Origin of the sequence: Pararhizobium arenae (assembly GCF_001931685.1) — a bacterium.
Taxonomy (GTDB): domain Bacteria; phylum Pseudomonadota; class Alphaproteobacteria; order Rhizobiales; family Rhizobiaceae; genus Pararhizobium; species Pararhizobium arenae.
The window spans coordinates 201,736-218,805 of record NZ_MOOY01000008.1 but is presented as its reverse complement, the minus strand read 5'-3'; the positions used below and the strand labels follow the sequence as shown (position 1 = coordinate 218,805).

The window sequence follows — 17,070 nt, the reverse complement described above, 5'->3', positions numbered from 1 at the left end:
ATCCACCAGTCCCGTTTGGGACACTAGGCGACGAAACTTGCGCGAACTTGTCTTGATGGGGGAAAGTGGGCCGGCTTACAGCCCTTGGACGTGACGATGGCAGATTTCGAAAAGCTCAAAAGAACTCGAAATCGCCGGCGTCTTCCGTCAGTGGCTGGGAATGGCCATGGCGCGGCAGGCCCTTGCCCAGGGAACGCTGCATGTCTGCAAGCTTCACAAGGTTGACGGCCGTCGTGATATCCACCAGCCAAGCCTGCGGAATGCTGCCGGTAATCGTATCGATGAACTCGGCAAGCCCCCGCGTTTTCTGCACCGCAAGATCGATACCCTGCAGCACCTTTACACTGTCCGCAGAATTAGATGCCGCCTCACCCTGAATGTCGTTCAGCATCGGCTCGATGCGCTCGATCAGGTAGGCAACATCATAGAGTTCGGAAACGATCCTCATCATGACGTCCGAGAGGGCTTCGTCTACCGGGGAAACCTGGGTATCCATTTTCGTCTGCATTGCATTCCTCACGCTGGCTAGCGGGCCAAGGGATAGACAGGTTTCTGTTCCGGTTTCGCTGCGGACACCACACCGCAAGGAAACCAGCATATCTCGGTTCGATCTTCGTTTCGGCCGAGGCTCAGAAGAACTCGATCGAATTATCGACAGGCTTCGGCGCGACGACAGGACGCTGCTCCAGCGCAACCGTCTTTTGCGTTTCGACACCGGTCAGCGCGTATTGCCGCGCGCGGCCACTGAGCGGCCAGTACTCCAGCTTGCGACCGTGATCGCCGCCCGTGCTTTCGCCGACAATCTGGATGCCTTCGTCCATCAGGAACTGACGGGCGAAAAGGGCATTCTGTTCGCCCACATTGGAAAAGCGCGCGATCGTCTTGGCCCCGCCGAAAATCTTGGCCTCCAGACGATCACGGCGCGCGCCCTTCTTCAGCAGGCCGTTGATCAGAAGTTCCATCAGATGCACGCCGTAGCGGGTCGCATCTCCGCCGGAGGAAAGCGCTTCTGCCGAACCGGGCAGCAGGAAGTGATTCATGCCGCCGACACCCGCGACCGGGTCACGCATGCATGCAGCCACGCAGGACCCAAGAATGGTCGACAAGACCACATCCGGATCGCTGACCACCTTGAACTCACCCTGGATGACATGCACACGCTTGGTCGCGGTATCCGATATCATTTCAACGCCCCGAACACAGCTTCGATAGCTGCTTTCATCTTCTCGATCGTAAACGGCTTTGCCAGCACGTTGTTGGCGCCGAGAGCGGCAGCCTTCGTCACCAGTGCGCGGTCGCCCTGCGCGGTCAGGATGATGAACGCTGCCTTCTTCGTCGCCGGATTGGCACGAACCGCCTGCAGCAGACCCAGGCCATCCATCTTCGGCATGTTGAAGTCGGAGATTACCAGATGGTGCGGCTGCTGGGCCATGATCTTCATGCCCTGCTCGCCGTCGCCGGCGGCCGTGATCTGTTTGAAACCCAGCTGCTGCAGGGCGTCACCCAGGAGCAACCGGCTGGTAACCTGATCGTCAACGATCAAAACTTTGATTTTTTCGGCGATAGACATTTATTCACTTCCTTCTCTTCGGGCAGTGGTGCTTTTCAGGACTTCTTCCCCGATCGAGCTGAGGGGCAATTGGGTTTCGACAGCGCCCAGTTCATGGGCCACTCTCGGCATCCCGTACACGATGCAGGTTTTTTCATTCTGACCGAAGGTGCGCGCTCCTGCATGGCGCATCTTCAGGAGACCGGATGCGCCGTCGCGGCCCATACCGGTAAGGATGACGCCGACCGCATTGCGACCGGCAAGTTCAGCGACGCTGTCGAACAGCACGTCCACCGATGGGCGATGGCCGTTGACCGGACCGCGCTCGACGAGGCGGCAGCAGGGGGCCGAAGGATTGGCGACAGTCAGGTGACGGTCACCGCCCGGCGCCAGATAGACCTTGCCGATTTCCAGGCGAGCCCCATCGACAGCTTCCGATACCGTCGGCGCGCAAAGCCGGTTCAAGCGCTCCGCAAAGCTCTTGGTGAAGGTCGGCGGCATGTGCTGCGTGATCACAGTCGGCGGGCAGTTTGCCGGAAACTTCTGCAACACCGCGATCAGCGCCTCGACCCCGCCGGTGGAGGCGCCGATGGCGACGATCTTACGGCCGGCGCGATAATCCGAGGTATTGCTGTTGGCCGGCGTCGGCGTGGCCGCCTTATTGCCGGAAATGATGAACTTGCGCTGCGAGCGCGCGGCGGCCTTCACCTTTTCGGCGAGATCGCTGAAGGGATGGGGATCACCGGGCAGCGGCTTGCCGACGCAATCGAAAGCGCCAATTTCCAAGGCCGCGATCGATGCTTCCGCGCCCTTGTGGGTCAGCGTCGAAACCATGATTACCGGCATCGGCCGCAGCCGCATGATCTTTTCAAGGAAATCGAGGCCGTTCATGTTCGGCATCTCGATATCCAGCGTCACCACGTCGGGGTCGAGATCCTTGATCGCCTGACGGGCCTGCATGGCATCCGCCGCTTGGCCGACCACGGTGACGGCGGGATCGGATTCGAGGATGGCCGTGATCAGCCCGCGCATGGTGGCGGAATCGTCAACGACGAGAACTCGTGCCTGTGCTGTCATGCGCGCCCTCCATTGCTTCTGCCGGTGTAGCGGTAGGTGGTGATGCCGATGTTGTCGAAGACACCCTTGGCATCGCCCGAAACACGTTCGGAGTGGCCGATGTAAAGGTGCCCCTGCGACTGAAGCATGCCAGCAAAACGTGACCAAATCTTCATCTGCGTCGGCTCGTCGAAGTAGATCACGACGTTGCGGCAGAAAATAACGTCAAAAAGCCCTTTGAAAGGCCATTGCGCCATGAGATTCAGTTCATTGAAGGTTATCAAACGCTTAACGCGATCGTCGATCTGCCACTTCTGGCGGCCGCCGGCGTTGACCTCGCTAAACCATTGCTTGCGCATGGCCGGGCTGATCGATTCCAGCGCGGTCGCGTCATAGGCGCCAGCCTTGGCGATGGCGAGGATTTTCGGATCGATATCGGTCGCGAGGATCTTGATGTCGTAGTCGGCGGCGTTCGGCATCATCGACAGCACGGTCAGTGCGATCGAGTAGGGTTCCTGGCCGTCCGAGCAGGCGGCGGACCAGATGCGAACGCGGCCGCCATTGCGGGCCTGCGCGAGCAGGTTTGGCAACACATCCGATTTCAGATGCTCGAAATGATGGTTCTCGCGGAAGAAACGGGTAAAGTTTGTCGTCAGGTGCGAGAGCATGTCGCGACGCTCCGCAGCGCCGGCGGGAGACGCGACCAGCTGGCAATATTCCCGGAAGCCCTTGAGCCCCAGATTGCGGATATGCTTGGACAGCCGCGAATAGACGAGCGAAGCCTTCGATTCATTGAGATAGATGCCGGCATCGGCATAGATCATGGCAGCGATCTCGGACAGGTCGCGCCGCGTCAGCGGATATTCTCCGCTGGCCAGGCACTCGTCCGGGTTCAGTCTGCTATCAAAGGCGGCGGGCATGCTCATGCAGCTTCACTTTCAAGATGAGAGAAGATGGCTTCCAGTTCGATGAGGCAGATCATGCGCCCTTCGATTGCAAGCACGCCGCGGGCATAGGCCCGCTCAAAGTCGTTGGAGATATCCGGTGTCGGCTGGATGTTGTCGTCGGTAACCGTCAGGATATCCGACACGGCTTCGACCAGAAGGCCGACGACCTTGTCGCGCACCTGGGCGACGATGATGACATGGCGAACTGTCGGCTCCGTCGGCCTCATTCCAAGGCGCGCGGAAAGGTCGATGATCGGCAGGACCGCGCCGCGCAGATTGATGACGCCAAGCATATAAGAAGGTGTGTGCGGCATTGCCGTGGCTGGTGTCCAGCCACGGATTTCGCGCACCGACATGATATTGACGCAGAATTCCTGATCGCCGATCCGGAACGCGATCAACTCGCGCCCGCCATTCGTCAGATTTTTTGCGAGGTACGTCATGCTCTTACCCTGCAGCAGCAAGTGATGTTTCGAGTTTCAGGGGCTGGCCGCGCGATGCTGACACGACAGCATCGACGTCCAGAATGAGGGCCACGCGGCCGTCGCCGAGAATGGTCGCGGCGGCGATGCCCGGAACGTGGGTGTAGTTGGCTTCCAGGCTCTTGATGACGACCTGGCGCTGGCCCTGGATCGCATCGACCATCAGGGCACGCTGGCCGCCGCCTTCCGATTCCACGAGAAGGGCAACGCCTTCGACCGGATTTGCCTGGGTGGAGCGGAAATTCAGGATGCGACCGACATCGACCAGCGGGCAGAACGAATTGCGGATCGAGATGAGCCGCTGGCTCGCGCCGAAGGAATGGATGGCGGACGCTTCCGGCTGAAGGGTTTCGACGATGGCGGTCAGCGGTACGACCAGCGTCTGACCGGCAACCGTGACGACCATGCCATCGAGGACGGCAAGCGTCAGCGGCAGGCTCATGGTGAAGACCGAGCCGTGGCCGGGCTTGGACGAAATGTTGATACGGCCGCCGAGTGCCTGGATCGAGCGCTTGACCACGTCCATGCCGACACCGCGGCCGGAAAGGTCGGACACCTTGTCGGCGGTGGAGAAGCCGGCGTGGAAGATCAGGTTGTCGATTTCTTCGTCGGACAGGTTGGCATCGGCGGCGATCAGATCGTTGTCGATCGCCTTCTGGCGCACCTTCTCGCGGTTGATGCCCTGACCGTCGTCGGCTAGTTCGATGACGATACGGCCGGAACGATGCTTTGCGGTGAGGCGGACCGTGCCTTCCGGGTTCTTGCCGAGGGCGACGCGCTTTTCCGGCATTTCCAGGCCGTGGTCGACGGCGTTACGGATCATGTGGGTCAGCGGCTCGGCCAGCTTGTCGATGACCGTCTTGTCGACTTCCGTGTTTTCGCCTTCGGTGATGAGGCGAACCGACTTGCCGGTGATATCGGCGATTTCGCGGACCGTACGGGCCATGCGCTGGAACACCGGCTTGACCGGCTGCGCGCGGATGGCCATGACCGAATCCTGGATCTCGCGGGTGAGCTGCTGCAGCTCTTCAAGACCCATATTGATCGAGGACGTGCCGTTGTTGTCGTTTTCGATGACGCTCTGCGAGAGCATCGCCTGGTTGATAACAAGTTCGCCGACAAGGTTGATCAGGCGATCAACGCGGTCGAGATCGACGCGGATTGTGGGAGCGGCTGCAGATGCAGCCTGCGCGGTGTTCTGCGCGGCGGCGGCGGCAGGAGCGGCGGCCTTCGGCTCTGCGGCAGCGCGCGAAGCGGTGCTCGCGAGTTGCACGACATTGCTTGCAACTTCGGCAGCGGCGACCGTGGCGGCGCTTTCGTGAACCGCGGCAAGACGCTCTTCTTCCTCAACGACGCCAACCGGCGCATCGGGTTCATCATCCAGAACGGAGAGATCGAACGGAACCGGCTGCATCGGCAGCTCTTCATCCGTCATTTCTGCGGCGGTACCTTCGTCTGCAAGTGAGATTTCGAGATCGCAGTCCCACTCGGCAAACTCGAAAACGGAGCGGATCGCGTCTTCGCCCTTGTCGGTTTTGACGGAGATTTTCCAGCTAAAATAGGCGGATTCGGGATCCATCTGCTCCAGCGACGGAAGCGCTTCCATATTGCAATGGATGCTCATTTCGCCGAGGCGCGAAAGGTCGCGCAGGAGCAGGGTCGCCTCATTCCCCTTGGAATAGAGATCGGCCTTGGGCTTGAAGCTGATTTCGTAAGTGGGGTGAACGATCAGAACGTCTTCTTCGCCCCCGAAATCATCAAACGAGAAGGCAACCGGAACGAAACCTTCGTCATTGACGACGGGAGCCGGTGCGGCTGCGGCAGGCTTTGCCGCAGGGGCTTCGACGACGGCGGCAGGAGGCGGCGCTTCGCCATTGGCCAGCGCTTCCAGCTCGCGGATCAGTTGCTTGCTGCGGGCCTGGTCTACACTGCCGCCATCGCGGGCGACATTGGTGAGGTCGGCCAGAACGTCGGCCGACTTCAGCATCACTTTCAGGACTTCCGCCGTTGGCTCCAGCTTGTTGGAACGAACGCAATCCAGTGTCGTCTCGAACACATGCGCGAAGGAGACCAGGTCGTCGAGGCCGAAGGCACCGGCGCCACCCTTGATCGAGTGAACCGCGCGGAAAACCGCGTTGACCGTTTCCGGGTCGCGATCGCCATCGTTCAGCCGCAGGAGACCCGATTCCAGTTCGGCGAGTTGCTCTTCGCACTCCTGGAAGAAGATCTCTTTGATTTCGTTCATATCCATGGCTGGAAATCCTGATGGGGTTAAGCGGTTACGCGCTCGATGGCATCGATCAGCTTGGTCGGGTCAAACGGCTTGACGATCCAGCCGGTGGCACCGGCCTGACGGGCACGGTTCTTCTTTTCAGCGTCGCTTTCCGTGGTCAGGACGAGGATCGGGATGGCGCGATACTTTTCGTTGCGGCGCACGCCTTCGATGAAGCCGAAGCCGTCGAGACGCGGCATGTTGATATCCGTGACGATCACGTCCGGATTGGCTTCTTCCAGCACTTCAAGGCCTTCCACACCGTCTTCGGCCTGGATGGTCTCAAAACCGGCATTGTTGAGCGTCACCAGAAGCATGTTCCGGATCGTGCGGCTGTCATCGACTGTCAGGACTTTCTTTTTCATGCTCAAATCTCCTTTGCCATCAGGTGATCGATATTCACCCCAATGAGCTGTGTGGTTTTGGTGAATGCGTCCGACACCTTTGAGAAGGTGAAAGCGTGCTTGTCTGCCTCCCAGCTTTTAGCGCCGGCCATCAGCACCTGCAGGCACAGGGCGCCGACGCGCTCGACGGCCGAGGCGTCGATCGTGATGTTGCTTCCGCGCATGCCCATCAGCTTGCCATGCAGCGCCTGCGCCTCGTTGAGATCGAGAACCGGCGCCAGGCTCAAACTTTTGGGAGCGGCTTTCTTTGCTGCCATCTCTATTTTCCTTGTCTTCCTGAGAGGAGAATGCACTGCGGGTTCAAAGTCGTGGGCCGGCCCGATATGCGCGTGCGCAGCTCAGGAAACACGGAGGCGGGTGGCAGGGCATGTTTGCGTCCAGCAAGCATCAGCGCCCCCATGCCGAAAGGCGGCTTTGCAGGCCCAGCACATCGTGGCTGCCTGCTAGCTGATCGCCGGCCGCATCTTCGTCCGCATCTGCCGGCGACTCTGTCAGTGCGGCAGCAAAAGCGGGGACCGCCGAGTGACGCTCGTAGTCATCCACATGGCGCTGTACGCGAAACTGCCGGATCGTCTGGCCGAGTTCGAGGATGACGGTGTGCAGGTCGCCGCAACGCTCCTGGGCTGAGGACGCGACTGTCGCGTCGGCATTCTGATCCCGGCTGATCCGCCCCAGAACAGCCGTGCTGGTCTCAAGGTTTTCGACGTGGGCGGAAGCATCCCGGGCGATGCCGGAAACGGCGTCGTTGATGCCGCGAACCTGCTCGACGATGCTGCTGATCGCGCTCTGGGTGCGGCCAACATGCTGAACACCGACCTCGACCTGGGATTTGGTGTCGGTGACGAGCTGCTTGATCTCACGGGCCGCATCGCCGGAGCGCTGCGCCAAGGCGCGAACTTCCTGGGCGACGACGGCAAAGCCGCGACCGCTGTCCCCGGCCCGCGCGGCTTCGATACCGGCGTTCAACGCAAGAAGGTTGGTCTGGAAGGCGATTTCATCGATGACCCCGATGATCTGGCCGATCTTTTCCGCCGATGCTTCGATATCCGCCATGGCGGAGATCGCCTGCCCCGCGATTTCGCCGCTCTGTTCGGCAGATTTCTGTGTCCCCGCAACGGATTTTTCGGCGGCCCGGCTCTGACCGGCATTTTCCCGCATGCGAACAATCAGCGTATTGAGCGTGTCGGTGGTTTCGCCAAGCGCTTCCGCCTTAGCCCTTCCGCCATCCGAAAGCTGCCCGGCCTCGTTTGCAAGGCTGCGCGCCGTCGTTTCGACAGTTTCGATCGAGACGGTTGCACGCTGCATGTCCTGCGCCAGCTTTTCCATCCCGGTGTCAAATTCTGCGGCCACGGGCTGATAGGCAGCCGGGACGTCACGCGGCATGCGCAGGCTCAGGTCACCCCTCGACAGGGCCCCGGCCACGGGCGCGAAAAGCGCCAGCGCTTCGGCTTCACCCGCACGACGCTGCTCGGCGAGCTGCCGCTGATGGTTTTGACGCTGTCCGTTGAAGCGCAGCGATACGGAAATTTCAGTATCGACGAAAACGGTGCGCACGAGCGCTGCGACGAGATCCAGCAGTTCCTGCTTGCGGCCCTTGCCGACTGGAAGAACAGATTTTGGCCAGAACTCTTCGATTGCCGAAAGGATCATGCGCTCCAGCACGATGGCGTGGCCGGCAATCTCCCACCGCGGATCAAGCCCCATCTTGGCGCCGGCATCCGACAATACCTTGACTCGCTCGGCATAGAGGCTGTCGAAACGGGCATCCGTCAGGACGCTCCAGTGAGACGATTGAAGGTCGTGAAGCCGATCGATCTGGCGATCGCTGGTGAAATGACGGGCGGAATCGGGATAGCTTTGCAGCCGCTGGAAGAAATCTCTAAGCGCAAGCTCGGTTTCCTTCGACAGCATCTGGCGGTGGCGGCGCACGACATCGGTCTGGCCATCATCGAGGCCGGCAAACCGCAGCCGCTCAAGCAGACTGCCTGCTTGAGCCCTCCGAGCCTGATCTGCCGTTGCTTCCTGCTTCACCACTGTCCCCGGTCCGAAATGGCTGCCCGAGCCGGACCGGCGCAGGGTTAAGCCATGAAAACTTCATTGCTGCACGACATCCCGCGCGGTGAACCGTCTGTGATGGTGCGGGTAACACCCGATTGTCTGAAGGAAGGAGCGCCGTTGTTGCCTGAGCGCCCTAAAGGCGGGCATTCAGCAGCGTAATCTGATGTGCGGCACGCGGCCGCATCTTGCCTTGAGAAATCTGGTGCGCATACCGGATCGGAACCGGTGCGGCGGTGCGGCCTCATGCCCTGTCGGAGAATAGACTCTCCCACTCCGCCGTGTATGACCATGTTTATGGTTAATTCCTTGCTTGAAGGTTAACGGTTGATGCTTGGTATCGGCAATCGCTAAAATTCGAGCGATATAGCGGGAGAGCAAACGACCGCTGACGCTGCTTTTCCGGATAGTGCACTGCACACCACAAGTTATCGCATACTAGACTTAGTAATTGTGGCGGGAAAAACTTGTCTGTAGATAGCTGCTATTCTGGCCGGCGTAAGCCACGGGCAAGCATAGGCGGTCAGTCTGAAGCGGCATCATGATGATGACGCATAAGGGAATGGACAATGATTGTTCTCGGACTGAGTGCTGTTCTGATCGCGACCCTGACACTGGCCGCAGTGTCTATTCTTCTCAATATTGAAGAAGACCGCAACGGCGTGGCCACACGGGTTTTCTGAGTTAAACCCTCGGCATAACGGATCGACGGTGATCCGATCTTCATCTTTCGGCAGAAAATGATCTTCGCGGCAACACATGCCGCATCCCGATTTTTGCTTTTCTTGCGATAAGCTTTCCGCCTGTTCGAATATGATCAGGCAGCGTCCTTCAACGCCTTCTCCGCCAATACTTTCCAGGCTGCTGCGTAAGCCGCGTAGCTTTCCGGGACATCGACTACAAACGCAACGGTGTGGACCTGCGCCTGCGCGCCCTCGACAAGGCAGGCTGCACCAAGGCTCGTGCCCGTGGCGCTCTGGCTGCCGATAACCACCGGGCGTCCGGTGGCCGCACCCAGCATGCGCAGATAGGCGGCGTTGGCGGCAAACGGCCCTTCGACCACGATATCGCCATCGGCGCCGATGAGATCGAGGCAGGTTGCCGTCATCAAGGCAAGATGGAAGGAGACGACCGCAAGGCGTTCGGCGAACGAAAGCTCGGCTTCTCTCCGCGTCCAGCGGGGTTTCTGCTTCGGATAAGGCCCGGAGCCCTCCGGTATCGATGGCAGCAGCATCCATTGCGCTGCCGCCACAGCCTGTTCCGTCTCCAGCGATAACGGCACATTGCCTTCCGGCATCAGCATCGAAAACGCACGCCCGCCCATGAAGCGGGCCGAGGGGACGGGATTGCCCAGCGCATTGACGTTGATCAGCGTATCGCGGGCTTCATCCAGCTCGACCTTCCGCGCGCCCGGTGCCATCAGCACGACCCAGGTTCCGGTGGAGATTACCGAGAACGGTGCCGGGCGGCTCAGAAGATGCGGCAGGAGCGAGGCATTGGAGTCGTGAATACCGCAATAGACCGGTAAGCCGGCCGGCAGGCCGCTGGCCTCGGCCGCCTGCTCCGTCAGGCCGCCTAGAATATCCCCTGCCCGCCGTACCGGCGCGAACAGGCTGAGCCACCCCTGGCTGTCCACGAGGCTTGAAAAATTTGCCGCGTAGGGGTTCCAGAGATCGGTGTGGCAGCCGAGCGAGGTCAGTTCGCAAGACTGCACGCCGCTTAGCCGGTAGGACCAGTATTGCGGATAAGTAACAATGGACGCCACCCTGGCGAAGGCATCCGGAAATGTCTGCTGCTGCCAGTATATCTGGGCGCCGATGTTGAGGCCCATCGGCAGACGCGCCGCGCCGGTTTCCGCAAACGGCGGGCGGACGCGATTGTATTCCGCGGTCAGATCATCAGGGCCCGTGTGCTCGTAGTCGAGCAACGGCAGGGCCAGATCACCATTAACATCCAGAAGCACGGCCGTCGCACCGTGGGTGGTGACGGAGATGCTGTCGATCGCGCGCTCGGCGTTCAGTTCGCCAAGACTGCGGGTGATGAAACGCCACAGATGCTCGACATCGAAATGCGGATAGAGACCGTCGGTCGATGCAGTATTCGCTGTCTTGCGAACGGCGATTTCTTCGAAACGATCGAGATCGACCAGCGCCACCTTGGCATTGGTCTTGCCGATATCGATGACGGCGACAGTCTTCATGGGGATCAGCTCATATGGAATACGGTGGTGAGCGGCACGGCGACGGGCTCGTTGTCGGCCTTCGTCTCCATGATATCGGCCATGTAGGCCCACCACTTCTGCATGACCGGATGTTTTGGCAGGTCGGCCATGGTGTGATCGTCACGCCGCCAGAGCACGCCGAACAGCAGGTTGGTTTCCTCGTCCAGATGGATCGAATAGTCGGAAACGCCGGCCTCCGTCAGAAGCGCTGAAAGCTCCGGCCAGATGGCATCGTGACGCACCTTGTATTCCTCGGTCATGCCGGGATTGAGGCGCATGCGGAAAGCGTATTTTTCCATTTCCGTCCTCCTAGCGAGCCGCGCGGCGGCGCATGCGCGCCCACAGGATCGGCAGTGCGATGACGCAGATCAGCAGCGCACCGATGAAGATCGACATGACGATGCCGGGCACATTCAAGAGGCCAAGACCGAAGGTGACGAGGCCCATGATGAAGGCGGCGATGACGACGCCCTGAATGGTGCCGGAGCCGCCAAGGATCGAGACGCCGCCGAGAACCACCATGGTCACGACTTCCAGCTCCCAGCCAACTGCAATCGACGGACGGGTGGAGGCAAGGCGCGAGGTGAGCAGCACTGCCGCGATGCCGGACATCAGGCCGGTGAGGCAGAACAAGATGAACTTGATCCGCTCGACCCGGACACCCGAGAAGCGCGCCGCGACCGGATTGTTGCCGATGGTGAAGACCTGACGGCCGAAATTCGTGTGGTGCAGCAGCACATAATAAAGAAGTGCGAACAGTAGGAAGAGCGCGAACTCGAAGGACACGACCCACCAGACATAACCCTGACCGAAATAGTCGAAGCCGGCCGGATAGCCTTTGAACGCCTGATCGCCCAGCACGATGTAGGAGATGCCGCGGAAGAAGCTCATCGTGCCGATGGTCACGACGATCGACGGCAGGCCGAGGCCGGTGACGAGGAAACCGTTGAAGATGCCGCAGATGAGGCCTGTCAGGATGCCTATCGTGACAAGACCGGGCACATCGACGCCGAACTGCAGTGCAACCCCCATCGCCGTCGAGGCGAGCGCGATGATCGAGGCGACCGAGAGATCGATTTCGCCGGCGATGATCAAAAGCGCCATGGCAAGCGCGATGATCGCCTTTTCGGTGAAATTGAAGGTCGCATCCGACAGCGACCACGGCGACAGGAAATAGGGCGAGGCCATCGAGTTGATGATGAACAGGGCAACCCCGACGATCAGGAGCAGCGTCGGCCAGGAGAACAAGGCCGCGCGCGCGGGGCTGTCGAGACGATCGGGAATATGGCGCGCTTCATGCGCTGTGTCGGTCATGACGTGGCCTCTGCTTCACGAAGGATAAGCCGGCTGCCGCGCTTTTCGCCACGGGCATTCAGGACGACGGCCAGGATGATGGCGGCACCGGAGATCGCCATCTGCCAGAATGGCGAGACGTTGATGACCGGCAGCGCCGAGTTGATGACGCCGAGGAACAGGGCGCCGAGGAGCGCGCCGGCAACCGTGCCGACACCGCCGGAGATGGAGATACCGCCGATCACGCAGGCTGCGATGATGGTGAGTTCATAACCCTTGGCAACCTCGACCGAACCGATGACATAGCGGGATACCCAGAGATAACCGCAGAAGCCGGAGAGCAGGCCCGAGATCAGGAAGGTCGCGAACTTCGTGCGGCCAACATCGATACCGGCATAAACGGAGGCCGTCGGGTTGACACCGACCGCATAGATGGCGCGGCCAAGCGAGGTGCGCGTCATAAGGATGAAGAAGGCGATGGCCACGACGATGGCATACCAGGAGAGCGCCGGCAGGCCGAGGAACTCGATGCGGGTATATTGCACGAAAGCCGGACTCAGCTTATCGGCGTTCACCCACTGGCCGCCGGCGATCAGGAAGATGATGCCGCGATAGATGGTGAGTGTGCCGAGCGTGACGACAATCGCCGGAATGTTCAGAAGCCAGATCAGCACACCGTTGAAGGCGCCGAGCGCGAGACCGCAGAGGCAGGCAAACAGCATCAAAGCCGGGATCGGAATGCCCGGAAAGGCGGCATTGATCAGCGCCACGATCATGCCCGTTAGCGCCAGATTGGACGCCATGGAGAGATCGATCGAGCGCGTCAGAATGACAGCCATCTGGCCGAGCGCCAGGATCATCAGCATCGCCGTATCGTTGAATATGCCGGCGAGCTTATCCGGTGCTGCAAAGCCGGGGGCGCGCAGGTTTGTCGCGATGACCATGACCACGACGATGGCGGCGAGCCAGAATTCGCGGAAGCGAAGAATGCTTTTCATGCCGCTGTCTCCCCAATGCCGGCAGCAGCGCGGACCAGCGTCTCGGCGTTGAAGCCGTCGTTCTTTTCGATTGTGGTGACGATGCGACCTTCGCGCATGACGATGATGCGATCGCTCATGCCCATCACTTCCGGCAGTTCGGAGGAAACCATGATGACGGCGAGGCCTTGGCTCGCAAGTTCGCTCATGAAAGCGTGGACGGCGGCCTTGGAGCCGATGTCGATGCCCTTGGTCGGTTCGTCGAGAATGATGACACGCGGCTTCGTCGCCAGCCACTTGGCGATAACCACCTTCTGCTGGTTGCCGCCGGAAAGCGTGCCGGCGTTCTGGCTGAGCGAGGCGGCGCGCAGATCAAGCCGCGTCGCATATTCCCGCGCCAGCGCGAATTCCTCGGCCAGACGGAGGAAACCGTTCTTGGAAGTACGGCGCAGGGACGGCAGCGAGATATTCTGGACGATTGGCATATCGACCACGACGCCCTGCTTGCCGCGCTCTTCCGGCACATAAACGATGCCGTTTTCGATCGCGGCGGCCGGGCTGCGGATCACGGCGATATCGTCACCGATCCTGACAGCGCCCTTGGAAGGCTTGGTGATGCCGATCAGCGCCTGCATCAGTTCGCTGCGGCCCGCACCGACGAGGCCGTAGAAACCGAGAATTTCGCCTTTGCGCAGCTTGAAATTGATGTCTGCAAATTCGGTCGGGTGGCAATAGCCGGAAACGGTCAGCACGGTTTCGCCGAGCGTCGTTTCCTGCTTCGGAAAGACCTGATCGACGGAGCGGCCGACCATCATGCGGACGATGGTATCCTGCGTGGTGTCGGCAATCAGGCCGTTGCCGACCATCTCGCCATCGCGGAAAACGGTGTAGCGGTCGGCGATGCGATAGATCTCGTCGAACTTGTGCGAGATGAACAGGATTGCCTTGCCGCTCTTCTTCAGGAGCTCCATCAGCTCGAACAGATCCTGGATTTCCTTGTAGGAGAGAGCCGCGGTCGGCTCGTCCATGATCACCACGTCGGCATCGATCGACAGCGCGCGCGCCACGGCGACCAGATGCTTGTTGGCGATGCTCAGGTCCTTGAGGCGGGTTTCCGGCGCGATATGTCCGGCGCCGATCTCCGTGAGCAGCTTGCGCGACTTCTCGCGCATCAGACCCCAGTCGAGTGTCTTGAAACGGGTCTTCGGCGCATGGCCAAGATAGATGTTTTCCGCGACGCTCAGCTCGTCGAAAAGCACCGTTTCCTGGTGGATCGCGGTGATGCCGAGCTTGAAGGCGGCATGGGGAGAAGACAGCGTTACCAACTCACCATTAATGCGGATTTCGCCTTCATCGGGCTGGTAGATGCCGGTCATGGTCTTGACCAGCGTTGACTTGCCGGCACCGTTTTCACCGATCAGGGCCGTCACCTGTCCGGGATACAGCTCGAGCGCGACCTTGTTCAGGGCGCGAACACCGGGAAAGGTCTTGGTGATGCCGGACAGCGTGATCTTCGGTGTCGAAGATGCAGGCATGCTCTCGGGCTTGCGTTGGGGCAATGTCATTGGGGTCAGCTTCGTTTCAATCGGTTACGGCAATCGCCCGAAAGGTCGGGCTGCCAGGCGGTGCGTAAACCGCGTCCGCGGATCTGACCGGCGACTCGAAAGCCGCCGGTCAGATCTATGAGCGGATTAGTAGATCTTCGAGAATTCCTCGATGTTCGACTTGTCGAACGTGAACGGAGCAGCCATGGCAGCCGAGTTGGTGTCGTCGAGGGTGATTTCACCAACCTTGCCGATCGAGAACTTCGCGCCCGGCTTGGCTTCCGTGCCGCCGATCAGCTGGTGGCTGAGGTAAACGGCGGAGTAGCCGAGGTCGATCGGGTTCCACAGAGCAACAGCCTGCGAGGAGCCGTTGTCGATGAACTGCTTGAACTCTGACGGCAGAGCAAGTCCGGTAACGTTGATCTTGCCGATCAGCTTGTCGTCCGTCACGACCTGGGCAGCAGCCACAACGCCGACGGTGGTCGGAGCGATGATCGCCTTGAGGTTCGGGAAGGACGAGATCAGGCCCTTGGCTTCGTTCGTGCTCTTGACCGAGTCGTCATCGCCGTAAACGACCGAGACGAGGTTGATCTTCGGGAACTTCTCCGGAAGGATTTTCTTGGCGGCATCGATCCAGGCGTTCTGGTTGGTCGCCGTCGAGGAAGCCGACAGGATGGCGACGTCGCCGCCTTCCGGCAGATAGTCAGCAGCCAGCTTGATGATGGTCTCGCCGATCAGGTTGGTGTCGGACGGGTTGAGGTGGATCTGGCGACCTTCCGGAGCAACGCCGGAATCCCACGAGATGACTTTGATGCCACGATCCATGGCCTTTTTCAGAACCGGAACGAGCGCGTCCGGGTCGTTGGACGAAATGGCGATGGCGCTGACGTTCTGGGCGATCAGCGAGTTGACGATTTCGATCTGGCCTTCGGCGGTTGCCGAGGTCGGGCCGGTGTAGATCACTTCGATGCCGCCGATTTCCTTGGCAGCGTTTTCAGCGCCCTTGGCGGCTGCATCGAAGAAGCCGTTGCCGAGCGACTTGACGACGAGCGCGATCTTCTCCTGTGCCATTGCCGGTGCGGCGAGCATGGTTGCCGCGAGCGCCGTGGTCAGGGCCAAAGTCTTTAAGAATTTCATTGCGTTCTCCTCCCTATAAGCCGCGCGCAGCCCCGATGGCCCGCCTTGTCCGGCTTGACTTTCAATCTCACTGGCCACCCCTCCCGCAAAAGCGTCGGAACCAGCCGTTGATCTCCCCCCTTCCCCTTCGGCCTCATGCCGTCGAGGAAGCGTTTTCCTTTGCGTCCGACTTCATATTGGCAACCACCAAATTGACGCCGGCACTTTCGAGCATCGCGGCATGTCTGTCCTCGATGTTCGAATCCGTGATCACAGTGGCGATCCGCTTCAAGCCGCAGAGGATGAGGCTGGAGCGTCTGTGGAATTTCGAAGAATCCGCGAGCACGATCAACTCGTCGGCCTGATCGATCAGCTTCTGCTCCGCCTGGATCAGCAGCGGATCGCCTTCCATCAGCCCCAGCGGCCCAAGGCCCTGCGCGCCCATGAACATGCGGCGCGCATAGAAATTGCGCGTCACGTCATTTTCGAAGGGGCTGAGGATGATGTTCTGCTCGCGGTAGATGACGCCGCCGGACAGCATCACCGTATTCTTAGAATGCTTGAGCAGATGCTCGGCAATCGGGAACGAGTTTGTGAACACCTGCATGCGGCGGTTGGACAGAAAGTGTACCATCTGAAAGGTCGTCGTGCCGCCATTGATGATGATCGGCTCACCATCCTGACAGAGCGCCACGGCCTCGCGGGCAATCACCTGCTTCTCGCGGGCATGCAGCCCTTCGTTGACGCTGAAGGGCCGGCCGGCAAGGCCGACGAACTGCGGCGGGTGGAGCGCCTCGGCGCCGCCACGCACGCGGCGAAGCCTCTTCTGCACATGCAGAGCCGCAATATCGCGCCTAATTGTGGCCTCGGAACTATCCGTCAACTCGACCAGCTCAGGCACCGTGACAACCGGCTTTTCCTGAACGGCGGACAGAATAATCCTATGTCGCTCTTTTTCGTGCATTCACTCCTCCAATATCGGCAATCTTCCATCACGTTCGCGCATTGTCAATCATCTGCAATCATAAAATTTCATTGTGCAGCGCAATATGATCATTTTTGATCGTTTATGATTGACATCGACCGTTTATCCATGTGATCTGATCACAACGAATGCGCCTGGACGATGCTCCGGGCCCAATTTGATCGGGAGG

Annotated in this window: 17 protein-coding genes; all 17 read right to left on the bottom strand. The window is 60.2% G+C overall.

The annotated features are described in order from the left end of the window. Nucleotides 1-115: 115 nt before the first annotated feature. The 17 genes from cheT to BLX89_RS18670 all read right to left on the bottom strand — a co-directional run bounded on the left by cheT (nt 116) and on the right by BLX89_RS18670 (nt 16,880). Complete coding sequence (gene cheT / locus BLX89_RS18750) at nt 116-508, bottom strand: chemotaxis protein CheT (protein ID WP_075292472.1); 393 nt, start codon at nt 506-508, stop codon at nt 116-118. Nucleotides 509-629: 121 nt separating this feature from the next. Next, entirely contained in the window at nt 630-1,184 is a 555-nt protein-coding gene (gene cheD, locus BLX89_RS18745; RefSeq protein WP_075292471.1) for a chemoreceptor glutamine deamidase CheD, read from the bottom strand. Continuing rightward, nucleotides 1,181-1,570, bottom strand: coding sequence for a response regulator (locus BLX89_RS18740; RefSeq protein WP_075292470.1), 390 nt, complete (start codon nt 1,568-1,570; stop codon nt 1,181-1,183). The genes cheD and BLX89_RS18740 overlap by 4 nt, the downstream gene beginning before the upstream one ends. Next, nucleotides 1,571-2,626, bottom strand: a complete 1,056-nt coding sequence (locus tag BLX89_RS18735; protein ID WP_075292469.1) for a protein-glutamate methylesterase/protein-glutamine glutaminase — start codon at nt 2,624-2,626, stop codon at nt 1,571-1,573. It lies immediately after the preceding gene. Then, entirely contained in the window at nt 2,623-3,531 is a 909-nt protein-coding gene (gene cheR / locus BLX89_RS18730) for a protein-glutamate O-methyltransferase CheR (protein ID WP_075292468.1), read from the bottom strand. The genes BLX89_RS18735 and cheR overlap by 4 nt, the downstream gene beginning before the upstream one ends. Beyond that, a complete protein-coding gene (locus tag BLX89_RS18725) occupies nt 3,528-3,995 on the bottom strand; it encodes a chemotaxis protein CheW (RefSeq protein WP_075292467.1) in 468 nt (155 codons plus the stop codon). Before BLX89_RS18725 ends, cheR begins: the two co-directional genes overlap by 4 nt. Before the next feature lie 4 nt (nt 3,996-3,999). After that, nucleotides 4,000-6,285 (bottom strand): chemotaxis protein CheA, encoded by a 2,286-nt coding sequence (locus tag BLX89_RS18720; RefSeq protein ID WP_075292466.1) that lies wholly within the window; start codon nt 6,283-6,285, stop codon nt 4,000-4,002. A 20-nt stretch (nt 6,286-6,305) separates the two neighbouring features. After that, nucleotides 6,306-6,671 (bottom strand): chemotaxis response regulator CheY1, encoded by a 366-nt coding sequence (cheY1, locus tag BLX89_RS18715; protein ID WP_056316210.1) that lies wholly within the window; start codon nt 6,669-6,671, stop codon nt 6,306-6,308. Between the two features lie 2 nt (nt 6,672-6,673). After that, a complete protein-coding gene (locus BLX89_RS18710) occupies nt 6,674-6,967 on the bottom strand; it encodes an STAS domain-containing protein (protein ID WP_075292465.1) in 294 nt (97 codons plus the stop codon). Nucleotides 6,968-7,097: 130 nt separating this feature from the next. Then, nucleotides 7,098-8,741: a globin-coupled sensor protein gene (locus tag BLX89_RS18705; protein ID WP_083637680.1), complete on the bottom strand. Its 1,644-nt coding sequence runs from the start codon at nt 8,739-8,741 to the stop codon at nt 7,098-7,100. Nucleotides 8,742-9,582: 841 nt separating this feature from the next. Continuing rightward, on the bottom strand, nt 9,583-10,971 hold the full coding sequence (locus BLX89_RS18700) for an FGGY-family carbohydrate kinase (protein ID WP_075292583.1): 1,389 nt from the start codon (nt 10,969-10,971) through the stop codon (nt 9,583-9,585). Next, on the bottom strand, nt 10,971-11,285 hold the full coding sequence (gene rhaM, locus BLX89_RS18695) for an L-rhamnose mutarotase (RefSeq protein ID WP_075292582.1): 315 nt from the start codon (nt 11,283-11,285) through the stop codon (nt 10,971-10,973). Before rhaM ends, BLX89_RS18700 begins: the two co-directional genes overlap by 1 nt. Before the next feature lie 10 nt (nt 11,286-11,295). Further along, nucleotides 11,296-12,300 (bottom strand): ABC transporter permease, encoded by a 1,005-nt coding sequence (locus tag BLX89_RS18690; RefSeq protein WP_075292464.1) that lies wholly within the window; start codon nt 12,298-12,300, stop codon nt 11,296-11,298. Continuing rightward, a complete protein-coding gene (locus BLX89_RS18685; protein ID WP_075292463.1) occupies nt 12,297-13,277 on the bottom strand; it encodes an ABC transporter permease in 981 nt (326 codons plus the stop codon). The genes BLX89_RS18690 and BLX89_RS18685 overlap by 4 nt, the downstream gene beginning before the upstream one ends. Beyond that, nucleotides 13,274-14,821, bottom strand: a complete 1,548-nt coding sequence (locus tag BLX89_RS18680; RefSeq protein ID WP_075292462.1) for a sugar ABC transporter ATP-binding protein — start codon at nt 14,819-14,821, stop codon at nt 13,274-13,276. The genes BLX89_RS18685 and BLX89_RS18680 overlap by 4 nt, the downstream gene beginning before the upstream one ends. Before the next feature lie 126 nt (nt 14,822-14,947). Then, a complete protein-coding gene (gene rhaS / locus BLX89_RS18675) occupies nt 14,948-15,937 on the bottom strand; it encodes a rhamnose ABC transporter substrate-binding protein (protein WP_075292461.1) in 990 nt (329 codons plus the stop codon). 133 nt (nt 15,938-16,070) lie between these two features. After that, entirely contained in the window at nt 16,071-16,880 is an 810-nt protein-coding gene (locus BLX89_RS18670) for a DeoR/GlpR family DNA-binding transcription regulator (protein ID WP_075292460.1), read from the bottom strand. Between the last annotated feature and the right edge of the window lie 190 nt (nt 16,881-17,070).

What these genes read in the sequence shown, in the direction of transcription:
- cheT (WP_075292472.1), bottom strand. Translation starts at nt 508, where the DNA reads ATGCAGACGAAAATGGATACCCAGGTTTCCCCGGTAGACGAAGCCCTC.
- cheD (WP_075292471.1), bottom strand. Translation starts at nt 1,184, where the DNA reads ATGATATCGGATACCGCGACCAAGCGTGTGCATGTCATCCAGGGTGAG.
- BLX89_RS18740 (WP_075292470.1), bottom strand. Translation starts at nt 1,570, where the DNA reads ATGTCTATCGCCGAAAAAATCAAAGTTTTGATCGTTGACGATCAGGTT.
- BLX89_RS18735 (WP_075292469.1), bottom strand. Translation starts at nt 2,626, where the DNA reads ATGACAGCACAGGCACGAGTTCTCGTCGTTGACGATTCCGCCACCATG.
- cheR (WP_075292468.1), bottom strand. Translation starts at nt 3,531, where the DNA reads ATGAGCATGCCCGCCGCCTTTGATAGCAGACTGAACCCGGACGAGTGC.
- BLX89_RS18725 (WP_075292467.1), bottom strand. Translation starts at nt 3,995, where the DNA reads ATGACGTACCTCGCAAAAAATCTGACGAATGGCGGGCGCGAGTTGATC.
- BLX89_RS18720 (WP_075292466.1), bottom strand. Translation starts at nt 6,285, where the DNA reads ATGGATATGAACGAAATCAAAGAGATCTTCTTCCAGGAGTGCGAAGAG.
- cheY1 (WP_056316210.1), bottom strand. Translation starts at nt 6,671, where the DNA reads ATGAAAAAGAAAGTCCTGACAGTCGATGACAGCCGCACGATCCGGAAC.
- BLX89_RS18710 (WP_075292465.1), bottom strand. Translation starts at nt 6,967, where the DNA reads ATGGCAGCAAAGAAAGCCGCTCCCAAAAGTTTGAGCCTGGCGCCGGTT.
- rhaM (WP_075292582.1), bottom strand. Translation starts at nt 11,285, where the DNA reads ATGGAAAAATACGCTTTCCGCATGCGCCTCAATCCCGGCATGACCGAG.
- BLX89_RS18690 (WP_075292464.1), bottom strand. Translation starts at nt 12,300, where the DNA reads ATGACCGACACAGCGCATGAAGCGCGCCATATTCCCGATCGTCTCGAC.
- BLX89_RS18685 (WP_075292463.1), bottom strand. Translation starts at nt 13,277, where the DNA reads ATGAAAAGCATTCTTCGCTTCCGCGAATTCTGGCTCGCCGCCATCGTC.
- BLX89_RS18680 (WP_075292462.1), bottom strand. Translation starts at nt 14,821, where the DNA reads ATGACATTGCCCCAACGCAAGCCCGAGAGCATGCCTGCATCTTCGACA.
- rhaS (WP_075292461.1), bottom strand. Translation starts at nt 15,937, where the DNA reads ATGAAATTCTTAAAGACTTTGGCCCTGACCACGGCGCTCGCGGCAACC.
- BLX89_RS18670 (WP_075292460.1), bottom strand. Translation starts at nt 16,880, where the DNA reads ATGCACGAAAAAGAGCGACATAGGATTATTCTGTCCGCCGTTCAGGAA.